Annotated in this window: 10 protein-coding genes; all 10 read left to right on the forward strand. The window is 61.0% G+C overall.

Annotation, left to right across the window (positions count from 1 at the left end):
* Positions 1-111: 111 nt before the first annotated feature.
* The 10 genes from AC5SEM_RS26755 (at position 112) to AC5SEM_RS26800 (ending at position 13,543) form a co-directional block, all read left to right on the forward strand.
* Complete coding sequence (locus AC5SEM_RS26755) at positions 112-1,461, forward strand: TolC family outer membrane protein (RefSeq protein ID WP_007918308.1); 1,350 nt, start codon at positions 112-114, stop codon at positions 1,459-1,461.
* Between the two features lie 34 nt (positions 1,462-1,495).
* Positions 1,496-3,652 carry a type I secretion system permease/ATPase gene (locus AC5SEM_RS26760; RefSeq protein ID WP_077570054.1) on the forward strand — a complete coding sequence of 719 codons (2,157 nt, stop codon included), beginning with the start codon at positions 1,496-1,498 and terminating at the stop codon, positions 3,650-3,652.
* Entirely contained in the window at positions 3,642-5,009 is a 1,368-nt protein-coding gene (locus AC5SEM_RS26765; RefSeq protein WP_007918311.1) for an HlyD family type I secretion periplasmic adaptor subunit, read from the forward strand. The genes AC5SEM_RS26760 and AC5SEM_RS26765 overlap by 11 nt, the downstream gene beginning before the upstream one ends.
* 364 nt (positions 5,010-5,373) lie before the next feature.
* The gene (locus tag AC5SEM_RS26770; RefSeq protein WP_495471627.1) at positions 5,374-6,270 is read left to right on the forward strand and encodes a TauD/TfdA dioxygenase family protein; all 897 of its coding nucleotides are present in this window, start codon (positions 5,374-5,376) and stop codon (positions 6,268-6,270) included.
* 22 nt (positions 6,271-6,292) lie between these two features.
* On the forward strand, positions 6,293-7,153 hold the full coding sequence (locus AC5SEM_RS26775; protein ID WP_116029366.1) for an ABC transporter ATP-binding protein: 861 nt from the start codon (positions 6,293-6,295) through the stop codon (positions 7,151-7,153).
* Between the two features lie 20 nt (positions 7,154-7,173).
* Positions 7,174-8,040, forward strand: coding sequence for an ABC transporter permease (locus AC5SEM_RS26780; RefSeq protein WP_331693390.1), 867 nt, complete (start codon positions 7,174-7,176; stop codon positions 8,038-8,040).
* Between the two features lie 202 nt (positions 8,041-8,242).
* Positions 8,243-9,160, forward strand: a complete 918-nt coding sequence (locus AC5SEM_RS26785; RefSeq protein WP_471896314.1) for a LysR family transcriptional regulator — start codon at positions 8,243-8,245, stop codon at positions 9,158-9,160.
* A 224-nt stretch (positions 9,161-9,384) separates the two neighbouring features.
* A complete protein-coding gene (locus tag AC5SEM_RS26790) occupies positions 9,385-10,923 on the forward strand; it encodes an MFS transporter (RefSeq protein ID WP_495471628.1) in 1,539 nt (512 codons plus the stop codon).
* A 26-nt stretch (positions 10,924-10,949) separates the two neighbouring features.
* Positions 10,950-12,020, forward strand: coding sequence for an HlyD family secretion protein (locus AC5SEM_RS26795; RefSeq protein WP_495471629.1), 1,071 nt, complete (start codon positions 10,950-10,952; stop codon positions 12,018-12,020).
* On the forward strand, positions 12,017-13,543 hold the full coding sequence (locus tag AC5SEM_RS26800; protein WP_495471630.1) for an efflux transporter outer membrane subunit: 1,527 nt from the start codon (positions 12,017-12,019) through the stop codon (positions 13,541-13,543). The genes AC5SEM_RS26795 and AC5SEM_RS26800 overlap by 4 nt, the downstream gene beginning before the upstream one ends.
* Positions 13,544-13,667 lie beyond the last annotated feature (124 nt).

The raw sequence follows: 13,667 nt of genomic DNA on the forward strand, positions 1-13,667 counted from the left end.
TCCAGTTCCTGTTTTGAACTTTCCGACATACGGTCAATCTGGTTGCCATCATCCGACGCAGCGCCACGTTTTGCTGTGATTCAAGACAAGAAGTTCTGGGAAATTCCTATCATGCGTTCGCCCCTGCTTTTCGCCGTACCCTTCGCTCTCGCCGCCTCGTTTGTACAAGCACAATCCTTACCAGAAGCCATGCAGCAGGCACTGGATGTCCATCCGGAAATCCAGGCAGGGGTCAACAGTCGTTTGGCGGCGGATTATCAATTAAGAGCGGCAAAAGGTGGATACCTGCCGAAGGTCGATCTGCTCGGCGGTTATGGCCGTGAAGGCACCGACAGCGTTACCACCCGCGCCAATTCCGGTAACCACTACGAAACCCTGAACCGTAGCGAGTCAAGTTTACGTCTCTCACAAATGGTCTTTGACGGTTTTGCGACGTCCAGCGAAGTCGGGCGTCAACAAGCCACCGTTAACTCTCGCGCCTACTCGTTGCTCGGTACTTCCGAGCGCACCGCGCTGACCGTCGCCCAGGTTTATCTGGACGTGCTGACCCGTCGTGAATTCGTGCGTCTGGCTGAAGAAAACCTCAAGAGCCACCAGCGCATTTACGACCAGATCCAGCTGCGCACCCAGCGCGGTGTCGGCAGCGGTGCCGACCTCGATCAGGCCGAAGCGCGAATGGCCCAGGCGCGCAACAACCTGATCACCGAGCAGACTAACCTCGCCGACTCGGAAACCAACTTCCTCAGCGCCGTTGGCCAGATGCCCGATCAACTCGAGCGTCCGGCGCCGTTCATGGCGATGATGCCGGCCAACCTCAATGAAGCGCGCCAGCAGATGCTGGAAAACAGCCCGATCCTGCGTTCGGCCGAATCCGACATCGCCGCCGCCGAGAAGCAATACGAAACCGCCAAATCGACCTTCTACCCACGTTTCGACGCCGAACTGGGCCGTACCGCCGATAACGATCTCGATGGCCAGAACGGCCACAACAACGAATGGCAAGCCATGCTGCGCATGCGCTTCAACCTCTATTCCGGTGGCAGCAACAAAGCCGATCTGGAATCCAAGTCGTACCTGTCGAACCAGGCGTTGGACATCCGCAACAACGCTTTGCGTCAGTTGAACGAAGAGCTCGGCCTGGCCTGGAACGCCTTGAACAATGCGAACGCGCAGGTGCCAATCGCGCAGCAATACGTCGATCACAGCACCTCGGTGCGCACCGCTTACCAGCGTCAGTTCAGCCTCGGCGAACGCACCCTGCTCGATTTGCTCGACAGCGAAAACGAGTTGTTCACCGCTTCGCGGCGTCTGGCGGAAATCAAAAACATTCAGTTATTTACTCAGTACCGAATCAAGGCGACCATGGGCGAGTTGCTCAGAAGCCAAGGAGTGGTCGCACCGTTGGCATCCGTTGTGCAGAACGACGTCAAGCCCAAGGTCCAGCTGCCTGGGATGAATTGAGTTATCCCTTTTCAACTGTCAAAGAGTGTCGAGCGTGGAATCAGAAGTCAGTCGAGTTCAACTCAGTCATGATCCACGCGCGTTGCACGACGATCCGTTACTGGACGGTCTGCTCGCCCTTTGCATGCTGCACCAGAAACCCGCCAGCGCGGCGATGCTGACCACCGGCCTGCCGCTGCCCAAACAACGCCTGAGTGTCGAGTTGCTGCCCCGTGCGGCGGCTCGCGCCGGCCTGCAAGGTCGGGTGCTACAGCGCAAGCTGGAAGAGATTCCGGCGATCGCCATGCCGGCCTTGCTGCTGCTCAAGGATGGCCGCAGCGCCGTCCTGCTCGGCTGGCAGGGTGACAACGAAGCGCGGGTGCTGCTCAGTGAAACCGACGGTGGCGAGTCCGTCGTCAGTCGCGAACTGCTCGCCGACGACTACACCGGCAAAGTCTTCTTCGCCCAGCCGCAGCACAAATTCGACGTCAACCACGGCACGCTGATTCCGCGTGCACGCTCGTGGTTCCGCGACACCCTCAAGCGTTCGCGCTGGCTGTATGCCGATGCGATCGCCGCGAGTTTCCTGATCAACATCATCGCCATGGCCGCGCCGCTGTTCGTGATGAACGTCTACGACCGCGTGGTGCCGAACCAGGCCGAAGCGACCCTGTGGGTGCTGGCGCTGGGCATCACCGGCGCCTACCTCTTTGACCTGATCCTCAAGAGCCTGCGCAGTCTGTGCCTGGATCTGGCCGGGAAGAAAACCGACCTGATCATTTCGGCGACGCTGTTCGAACGCATCGTCGGCATGTCGATGAAATACCGCCCGGCGCGGGTCGGCAGCTTTGCGCAGAACATCCACGAGTTTCAGAGCCTGCGCGACTTCCTCGCCTCGCTGACCCTGACCAGCCTGATCGACCTGCCGTTCACCATCCTGATCTTTATTGTTATCGCCATTCTCGGTGGGCATCTGGTGTGGATTCCGGTGCTGGCATTCCCGATTGCCCTGCTGATCGGCTACGCCTTGCAGAAGCCGCTGGTGGCGACCATGGAGCGCACCATGGCCCTTGGTGCCGAGCGCCAGTCGAGCCTGATCGAAACCCTCGCCGGCCTCGACGCGGTCAAGGTCAACAACGCCGAGAGCGAGCGCCAGTACCAGTGGGAACAAACCATCGGCACCCTCAGCCGCCTCGAACTGCGGGTGAAAATGCTCTCCGGTCTGGCGATGAATATCACCTTGCTGATCCAGCAACTGGCCGGGGTGATCATGATTGTCTTCGGCGTCTACCAGATCATCGCCGGCAACCTGAGCATGGGCGGTCTGATTGCCTGCTACATGCTTAGTGGCCGCGCCCTCAGCCCGCTGGCGTCGCTGTCCGGTCTGCTGACTCGCTATCAGCAAGCGCGAGTGACCATGACCTCGGTCGACCAGATGATGGAGTTGCCGCAAGAGCGCAATTTCGAAGAGCGCCCACTGAGCCGCAAGGTCCTGCAAGGCGCGATCGAATGCCGCCAGCTCAGCTTCACCTACCCGGAACAACAGAATCCGGCGCTGAAGAACATCAACCTGGTGATTCGCCCCGGCGAGAAAATCGGCATCATCGGCCGTAGCGGCTCGGGCAAAAGCTCCCTCGCCAAATTGCTGGTTGGCCTGTATCAGCCGGATGACGGCGCCTTGCTGGTCGACGGCGTGGATATCCGCCAGATTGACGTCAGCGAGCTGCGCTACAACATCGGTTACGTGCCGCAAGACATTCAACTGCTGGCCGGCACCCTGCGTGACAACCTCGTCTCCGGCGCACGCTATGTAGAAGACGAACTCGTCCTGCAAGCCGCCGAACTGGCCGGCGTCCACGAATTCGCCCGTCTGCACCCGCAAGGTTATGAGCTGCAAGTCGGCGAGCGCGGGCAGAACCTCTCCGGTGGCCAACGGCAGAACGTCGCGCTGGCCCGGGCCTTGTTGCTCAACCCGCCGATTTTGCTGATGGACGAGCCAACCAGTGCGATGGACAACACCGGTGAAGAACGCCTCAAGCAACGCCTCGCCGCCGTGATCGAAAACAAGACCGTGGTGCTGGTCACGCACCGGGCTTCACTGTTGTCGCTGGTCGATCGTCTGCTGGTGATCGACCGTGGACAAATTCTCGCCGATGGCCCGAAAGCCGCCGTGATGGAAGCGTTGAAGAAGGGGCAGATCAGTGTTGCTTAAGTCGGGTTTCAAGGATTCGATCCGTCGCTACTTCAAGGGCTCGGCATCGCTGCAGGGCCAGCCGCTGCCGGAGGTCAACAAAGCGCTGATCGAAGACGCCCCGCGCGTCGTGCGCCTGACCATCTGGGCGATCATCGGCTTCTTTATCTTCCTGCTGCTGTGGGCCAACTTCGCCGTGATCGACGAAGTGACCAAGGGCGACGGCAAAGCGATTCCGTCGTCGAAGATTCAGAAAATCCAGAACCTTGAGGGCGGGATCATCTCCGAGCTGTTCGTCAAGGAAGGTCAGATTGTCGAAGCCGGCGCACCGCTGATTCGTCTCGACGACACGCGATTTGCTTCTAACGTTGGCGAAACCGAAGCTGATCGTCTGTCGATGCTGTTGCGCGTAGAGCGCCTCAGCGCTGAGGTTGACGACCGGCCGCTGAATTTCCCCGAGGACGTGCTCAAAGCCGTGCCGGGTCAGGCAAAAAGCGAAGAATCGCTGTACATCAGCCGTCGTCAGCAACTGCACGACGAGATCGGTGGTTTACAGGAGCAGTTGATTCAGCGTCAGCAAGAGCTGCGCGAATTCGCCTCCAAACAAGCGCAGTATCGGCAGCAGCTCGGCTTGCAGCGGCAGGAAATCAACATGTCCGAGCCGCTGGTGGCCCAGGGCGCGGTGTCGCCGGTGGAAGTGCTACGTCTGAAGCGTGCCGAGGTGGAAACCCGTGGTCAGCTCGATGCCACGACGCTGGCGATTCCGCGCGCCGAATCGGCGATCAAGGAAGTGCAGCGCAAGATCGACGAGACGCGCGGCAAATTCCGCAGCGAAGCGCTGACCCAACTCAATGAAGCGCGCACCGACCTGAACAAGGCCAGTGCGACCGGCAAGGCCCTGGAAGACCGCGTCAGCCGCACGCTGGTTACCTCGCCGGTGCGCGGCATCGTCAACAAGTTGCTGGTCAACACCATCGGCGGCGTGATCCAGCCAGGCAGCGACATGGTCGAAATCGTACCGCTGGATGACACCTTGCTGGTCGAAGCGAAGATCCGTCCGCAGGACATCGCCTTCCTGCACCCGGGGCAGGAAGCGATCGTCAAGTTCACCGCGTACGACTACACCATTTATGGCGGGCTCAAAGCCAAGCTTGAGCAGATCGGTGCCGACACCATCACCGACGAAGACAAGAAAACCACGTACTACATCATCAAGGTGCGCACTGAGCGCAGCCACTTGGGTACCGATGAAAAGCCGTTGCTGATCATCCCGGGGATGGTTGCGTCGGTGGACATCATTACCGGCAAGAAGTCGGTGTTGAGTTATCTGCTCAAGCCGATCATTCGTGCGCGGGCTGAGGCTTTGCACGAGCGCTAGATTTGCAGCGCGGCTAATGGCCTCTTCGCGAGCAGGCTCGCTCCCACATTGGATCTTTGTTAAGCACTCATTTTGTGCTCACCAACGAACCCCTGTGGGAGCGAGCCTGCTCGCGAAGGCGTCAGCGGGAACACCACATCCCTGTCAGGAAGTGACAAAAACCGTCACTCACCATCCAGTCCATTCCGCCATATCGTTATTCATTAACGGTATTTAATTTCCGATTCTTATAGCTATAAAGTCATCCCCCTGCGTACCTGCCGACCAATCGGCGCGCCGCACGACCTGAACCAACACGCAATCCAGCGTGAGTGTCTGATCGACGAGCGCGCCCGTGAGCGTGCCGTGCGTGGGAGATGGAAAGATGTCCGCAGCTACTGCTTCCCCAAGCGCCGCGACCGCCGCGCCGCAATCCTTTGAAATCCGCCCGTTCAGCGGTGCCGTCGGCGCCGAAATCATTGGCCTCGACCTCACCCGGCCGATCAATGATCAAGACTTCGCGCGCATCCATCGCGCGCACCTGGATCACCACGTCGTGGTGTTCCGCGCCCAGCAAATCACCCCGCAACAGCAAATCGACTTCAGCCGCCGCTTCGGCGTGTTGCAGATCCATGTGCTCAAGCAGTTCCTGCTGGCCAATCACCCGGAAATCCTCATCGTTTCCAACATCATCGAAAACGGCCAGAACATCGGCCTCGGTGATGCCGGCAAATTCTGGCACTCCGACCTCTCCTATAAAGAGCTGCCAAGCCTCGGCTCGATGCTCCACGCACAAGAATTGCCGTCCGAGGGCGGTGACACGCTGTTCGCCGACATGCACAAAGCCTGGGACAACTTGCCCGAAGCGTTGCGCAAAGCGGTCGAGGGCCGCAGCGCTGCGCACTCCTACACGGCGCGTTACAGCGAAACCAAATTCGAAGGCAACTGGCGCCCGACCCTGACCCCGGAGCAACTGGCCCAGGTCGCGGAAGTGGTGCACCCGGTGGTACGCACGCACCCGGAAAACGGCCGCAAAGCGCTGTTCGTCAGCGAAGGTTTCACCACGCGCATCGTCGGCCTGCCGGAAGACGAAAGCCAGCAGCTGCTGACCGAGCTCTATGCCCACAGCGTGCTGCCGCAGAACATCTACCGCCATCAGTGGCAGCCCCACGATCTGGTGTTCTGGGACAACCGTTCGCTGATCCATCTCGCCGCCGGCTGCCCCGCGCACCTGCGCCGCAAGCTGTATCGCACGACCATTCAGGGCGACGCGCCTTTCTGATTCGCCGGAGATTGATCAAAAAATGAACGCTCCCTTGCAAGGCCACGCGGCCAGCAACCCGATCGCTCGCAGCGAAGCGCTGCTCGCGGTCGATCATGTCAGCCTCGAATACCGCACCCCGCAACGCGTGGTGCGTGCCACCCACCAAGTCAGTTTTGAAATCGACCCGGCCGATCGCTACGTGCTGCTCGGTCCATCCGGGTGCGGTAAGTCCACCTTGCTCAAAGCAGTGGCCGGCTTCATTCAACCGTGCGAAGGCGAGATCCGTCTGCAAGGCCAGCGCGTCGACGCGCCGGGGCCGGACCGGATTGTGGTGTTTCAGGAATTCGATCAGCTGCCACCGTGGAAAACCGTCAAACAGAACGTGATGTTTCCGCTGCTCGCTTCGCGCACGCTGAAGAAAAAAGAAGCCGAAGAACGCGCGCTGCACTATCTGGAAAAAGTCGGGCTGGCAGCGTTCGCCGATGCTTACCCGCACACCCTGTCCGGCGGCATGAAAGCGCGCGTGGCGATTGCCCGGGCGCTGGCGATGCAGCCAAAAATCCTCTTGATGGACGAACCGTTCGCCGCCCTTGATGCACTGACCCGACGCAAGATGCAGGAAGAATTGCTGCTGCTCTGGGAAGAGGTGCGCTTCACCCTGCTGTTCGTCACCCACTCGATTGAAGAGGCGTTGGTGGTCGGTAATCGCATCCTGCTGCTGTCGCCGCATCCCGGCCGAGTGCGCGCCGAAGTGCACAGCCATCAATACGATCTGCACAGCCTCGGTGGCGTGGCATTCCAGGAGTCGGCACGGCGCATTCATCGTCTGCTGTTCGACGAAGGCCAGTCGCCGGAAACCGAGCGTGACCACGACTTCAACGACATTCGCATCGCCTATTGAGCGGCCAGGAGGACTACCCGATGAGCCATTCATCATCTGTGCGTGAAGAATTCGAAGTTGTGCTGGAGCCGCTGACTGAAGTGCCGGTCGAGCGGGAGTTGTCGCTGGGTACGCGGCTGTGGCAACAGGGCTGGTTGCGTAAAGGGCTGATCCTGATTGTGCTAGCGGTGCTGTGGGAAGTGGTCGCGCGGATTCAGAACAATGACCTGATGCTGCCGAGTTTCTTGCAGACCAGCCACGCGCTGTTCGAGGGGCTGCTCAGTGGTGAGCTGCTGAACAAGGTGTGGATCTCGCTGGTGGTGCTGATCAAGGGCTACCTGATCGGCATCGTTTTGGCGTTCGCCCTGACTACGTTGGCGGTATCGACGCAGTTGGGCCGTGATCTGCTGAGCACGATGACCTCGATGTTCAACCCGTTGCCGGCGATTGCCCTGTTGCCGCTGGCGCTGCTGTGGTTTGGTCTGGGGCAGAACAGCCTGATTTTTGTGCTGGTGCATTCGGTGTTGTGGGCACTGGCGTTGAATACCTATGCCGGGTTTCTCGGCGTTTCCGAAACGCTGCGCATGGCTGGGCGCAACTATGGTCTGAAGGGTTTGCGACTGGTGCTGTTCATCCTGATCCCGGCCGCGCTGCCGTCGATTCTCGCCGGGTTGAAGATCGGCTGGGCGTTTGCCTGGCGCACGTTGATCGCCGCTGAATTGGTGTTTGGCGCTACCAGTGGCAAGGGCGGGTTGGGTTGGTACATCTTCCAGAATCGTAATGAGCTGTACACCGACAAGGTGTTTGCCGGGTTGGCGGTGGTGATTCTGATTGGCTTGCTGGTGGAGAATCTGGTGTTCGATACGCTGGAGCGGGTGACGGTCAAGCGCTGGGGTATGCAGCGGTAATTCTGTAGCGTTGCGGCTGGCCTCATCGCGAGCAGGCTCACTCCTACAGGGGATCTGCGTAGGACACAAAATCTGTAGGCACTGAAGATCTAATGTAGGAGTGAGCCTGCTCGCGATAGCGTCAGTCATGCCACCTCAATACTTGAAGAATGTTTGCTAGCATTGCGCCCAGATCAATACTGATCGGCCATGAGTGCTCAGCATGCAACTCCCGGACATGAACCTTCTGGTCGCCCTCGACGCCTTGCTCGACGAGGGCAGTGTGGTCGGCGCTGCACGGCGGATGAACCTCAGCCCGGCGGCCATGAGCCGCACCCTGACGCGGATCCGCGAAGCCATCGGCGATCCGATTCTGGTGCGCGCCGGTCGGGGGCTGGTGCCGACTCCCAAGGCATTGGAATTGCGCGAACAGGTGCGCGATGTGGTCGAACAGGCTGCGCTTTTGTTCCGCTCGGCGGACACCGTGGAGTTGAGCAGTTTGCGCCGCCGCTTCAGCATCCGCGCCAACGACTTTTTCATCGGTGTCTACGGCGGCAAGCTGTTCGACACCCTCGACCAACTGGCGCCGCACTGCGAACTGCGTTTCGTCCCCGAGGGCGACGGCGATGATGAAGCTCTGCGTGAAGGGCGCATCGACCTGAGCGTCAGCAACACCCGGCCCGTCACCCCGGAAGTCAAAGTGCAGAACCTGTTTTCTACACACTTTGTGGGCTTGGTACGCGAAGACCATCCATTACTCGACGGCGAAATCACCGCCGAGCGCTACGCCGGGTTTTCCCATATCAGCATGTCGCGACGCGGCATCGCGCGCGGCCCGATCGATACGGCGCTGAATGCGCTGGGGCTGGAGCGCCGTGTGGCGGTGATCGCGCCGAGTTTTCATGCGGCAATGTTCGCTTTGCCGGATTCCGACTTGATCCTGCCAGTGCCCAAGGAAGCGTTGCTCAGCGTCCGCCGGCTCGGGCTGAAACTGCGCTCGTTCGACCTGCCAATCCCGTTGCCGACGCTGATGCTGACTCAAGCCTGGCACCCCCGATTCGACAAAGATCCGGCGCACCGCTGGCTGCGCGAAACCCTCAAGGCCTGTTGCGACGAAACCTGGCTGGCTGCCCAGCCTTAATCCCCCAGCCAATACAAAACCTGTGGGAGCGAGCCTGCTCGCGAAAGCGCTGGATCAGTCACCAATGATATTGACTGACCTGACGCCTTCGCGAGCAGGCTCGCTCCCACAAGGGATATCCATTGATGCGTCTAGCGCACTTATAAGCTGCCAATAAGTCAATTTTCGTCATTGCCAAGCCCGACTAAGATGCTCCGGTATTTTTCCCTCCGGAGTGTGAATTCATGACATCCCTGACGGCAGCAGCGCCCATCGCTGTGGCCAACCCGGCGAAGGCGGCGACGCCACCGGTGTTCGGGGCGCGGATCATCATTGGCCTGGTCGGCGTGCTGCTGGCGGTGCTGGTGTCGGGCCTCAACGAGATGGTCACCAAGGTGGCCCTGGCCGACATCCGTGGCGCGCTGAGCATCGGTTACGACGAAGGCACCTGGCTGGTTGCCAGCTACACCGCCACTTCGGTCGCGGCCATGGCCTTCGCGCCGTGGTGTTCGGTGACCTTCTCGCTGCGCCGCTTCACCCTTTGCGCGATCGGTCTGTTCACGTTGCTCGGCGTGCTGTGTCCATTCGCGCCCAACTACGAAAGTCTGCTGCTGATGCGCATCCTGCAAGGTCTGGCCGGCGGTGCATTACCGCCGATGCTGATGACCGTCGCCCTGCGCTTTTTGCCAGCGAACATCAAACTCTATGGCCTGGCCGGCTACGCCCTGACGGCGACATTCGGCCCCGGCCTCGGCACGCCGCTGGCCGGTTTGTGGACTGAATACGTCGGCTGGCAGTGGACGTTCTGGCAAATCATCGTGCCTTGCCTGATCGCCATGGCGATGGTCGCGTGGGGCATTCCGCAGGACCCGCTGCGTTTGGAACGCCTCAAATCGTTCAACTGGAAAGGTCTGCTGCTGGGCTTTCCAGCGATCTGCATGTTGGCGATCGGTTTGCTGCAAGGCAATCGGCTGGACTGGTTCGAATCGAGCCTGATCTGTGGATTGCTCAGCGCCGGCGCGTTGTTGCTGGTGGCGTTTCTGATCAACGAGTGGTCGCAGCCGATTCCGTTTTTCAAGTTGCAGATGCTCGGTATTCGTAACCTGTCGTTCGCCTTGATGACCCTGGCCGGTGTGCTGATAGTTCTGCAGGCGGTGGTGTTGATTCCGTCGAGTTATCTGGCACAGGTGCAGGGTTATCGCCCGGCGCAGACTGCCCCGATCATGCTGATCGCCGCGTTGCCGCAGTTGATCGCGCTGCCGCTGGTGGCGGCATTGTGCAACCTGCGTTGGGTTGATTGCCGCTGGGTGCTCGGGATCGGTTTGAGCATGCTGGTGCTGTCCTGCCTCGGTGGCTCGCTGCTGACCGCGCAATGGATTCGCGACAACTTCTACGTTCTGCAATGGCTGCAGATCTTCGGTCAACCGATGTCGGTGTTGCCGCTATTGATGTTGTCCACCGGCAGCATCCAGCCGCAGGACGGGCCGTTCGCCTCCGCGTGGTTCAACACGGTGAAAGGCCTGGCGGCCGTGGTCGCAACCGGCGTGATCGAAGCGCTGACCACGGCGCGCCTGCATTTCCACTCAACCATGCTCGTTGACAGTCTTGGCAATTCGCCGCTCGCCGATCACAGCGATCCGGGCCTTGCCCATCGCCTGCACGAACAGGCTGTGGTGCTGACTTCTTCCGATCTCTATGTGTGCATGGCCGGCGTCGCGGTGGCGTTGATCCTGCTGATTTTCTGGCTGCCGACGCGAATCTATCCGCCGCGCGCGCCGACCTGATCGCTGTACTGAAACAGAAGGTTTTTATGACGACTCAAGCAAAGCAAAAACTCGCGGTGGCTGTGGCGGCCGCGCTGGCTGTAGGCGTGCTGGTGTATCTGGCGCTGCCCGGTGTGTTTGGCAAACGTACGCAGCAAAACACCAACGACGCTTTCGTCTCCGCCGACTACACCCTGGTGGTGCCGCGCGTGGCCGGTTTCATCAAGGAAGTGCTGGTGGAAGACAACCAGCAAGTGAAGGCCGGACAGTTGCTGGCGCTGATCGATGATCGCGATCTGCGCGCTTCAGCCGAGGCGGCGGATGCGCAAACTCTGGTGGCGCGAGCGCAGTTGCAGAACGCCAAAGCGACGCTGGAACGCCAGACGTCGGTGATCGCCCAGGCGCAAGCTTCGGTGGTGTCGGCCAAAGCTGAAATGGCTTTCGCCCAGCAGGAGTTGAATCGCTACAACCATTTGGCCGGCGTTGGTGCCGGCACCGTGCAAAACGCGCAACAGGCGCGCACGCGCATCGATCAGGCCACGGCTCATCTCGACACCGCCACGGCGAAACTGGCGGCAGAGCGCAAGCAGGTCGACATTCTTACCGCTCAACGTGACGCCGCCGAAGGCAGTCTGAAGCACGCACAAGCGGCACTGGAAATCGCCAGTTTTGAACTCTCCTACACGCGCATCACCGCGCCGCAGGACGGCATGATCGGCGAACGGGCCGTGCGCGTCGGCGCCTATGTGACGCCGGGCAGCAAGCTGCTGGCGGTGGTGCCGTTGCAGCAGGCGTATGTGGTGGCGAACTTTCAGGAGACGCAACTGACTGACGTGCAGCCAGGGCAAGAGGTGCAAGTACGCGTCGACAGCCTGGGTGGTGAAGCGCTGACCGGTCGTGTCGAGAGTATCGCCCCGGCGACGGGCGTGACCTTTGCGGCGGTGAAGCCGGACAACGCCACCGGCAACTTCACCAAGGTGGTGCAGCGGATTCCGGTGAAAATCATGCTGGAGCCAGGGCAGCCGCTGGCCGAGCGCTTGCGCGTGGGCATGTCGGTGGAGGCGAGCATTGATACCAAAAGCTCGGCGACATCGGTGCGTGAGGTGACTCAGCGATGAGCCGTGTTGATCGAACCGACGCCTTCGCGAGCAGGCTCGCTCCCACAGGGAAAACGCAATCCAAAATGTGGGAGCGAGCCTGCTCGCGAAGAGGCGCGTGGCAGCCAATCACCTTGAGTGCCTTGCTCGCAGTAACTCTCACCGCTTGCACAGTAGGCCCTGACTTCCAAAAGCCTCAAGCCACACAAATCGCCGACTGGGCCAAACCCGCCAAGTCCGCCCCCAGCCAAGCCGTCAGCGAACCCCTGAACGAACGCTGGTGGGAAGTCTTCCACGACCCGCAACTGTCCGCGCTCACCCAACGTGCGGTGCAGAGCAACCTCGACCTGCAACTGGCCAGCAGTCGTCTGCAGCAAAGCCGCGCGGCTCGCCAGGTGATCACCGCTGACCGTTATCCGAGCACCGCCGCCACGGGCAGTTACGCGCGCAAACGCAACAGCGGCGAGGGCCTGAACGACCCGTCCGGGCACAATGGCGATTCCGCCTTCAACCTGTGGGACGCCGGTTTCTCCGCTTCATGGGAACTGGATTTCTGGGGCCGCGTGCGCCGCGAAACCGAAGCCGCCGACGCCAACCTCGAAGTCGCCGAAAACGACCGTCGCGGGGTGCTGTTGGCGGTGCTCGCCGACACCGCACAAAACTACATTCAACTGCGCGGCGTGCAGAACACCCGCGCCGTCACCGAGCAGAACCTCGACGTCGCCCGGCACAGCTTGAAACTCTCGCAACTGCGTCTGGCCGACGGCGTGGCGACTGATCTCGACGTCGCCGAAGCCGCCGCGCAAGTCGCGGCCATCGAATCGCGCTTGCCGGCGCTGGAACAACGCCGATCGCAACTGATCAACGCGATCAGCCTGCTGATGGGCGAACCGCCACAGGCATTGGCCAAGGAGTTATCCACAGACGCCGCCGTGCCGCAGTCGCCGCTGCAAGTCGCCATCGGTCTGCCGTCACAATTGGCCGAACGCCGCCCGGACATCCGTCAGGCCGAAGCGCGCCTGCATGCTGCTACCGCCAATATCGGCGTGGCCAAAGGCGATTTCTATCCGCGCATCACCTTGTCCGGCAACCTCGGCTCGCAAGCCATGCAGCTCAGCGATTTCGGTTCGTGGGGCTCACGCGCGTTCGGCATCGGCCCGCAATTCAGCCTGCCGCTGTTCGACGGCGGACGCCTGCGTGGCATGCTGCAATTGCGTGAAGCACAGCAGCAGGAGGCCGCCGTCGCCTACCAGCAGACCGTGCTGCGCGCTTGGCATGAAATCGACGATCAGTTGACCGCTTACAACGCCAGCCAGCGTCGTCGCGACAGCCTCGCCGAAGCCGTCCGCCAGAACCAGATCGCCCTGCGCACCGCGCAACAGCAATACGTCGAAGGCGTGGTCGATTTCGTCAACGTCCTCACCGTGCAAAGCGCGCTGCTGGCGACGCAGGAGCAGTGGGTGGAGAGTTCGACCGGCGTGTCGCTGGCCATGGTCGGGTTGTACAAGGCCTTGGGCGGCGGTTGGCAATCGGTGTATCCATAGGCGAAAGTCGCCGCCGGGTTGCCGGGTGTCGTGAAAGCGCCAACCGGCATCGACGGTTCTGCTGTGGCTGACCTAAAGTGATGGGCAGGTTGGCGCGTCATACTCTCGTGGCGCTGCGGCGCGG

It is taken from the genome of Pseudomonas sp. CH61 (assembly GCF_059429415.1).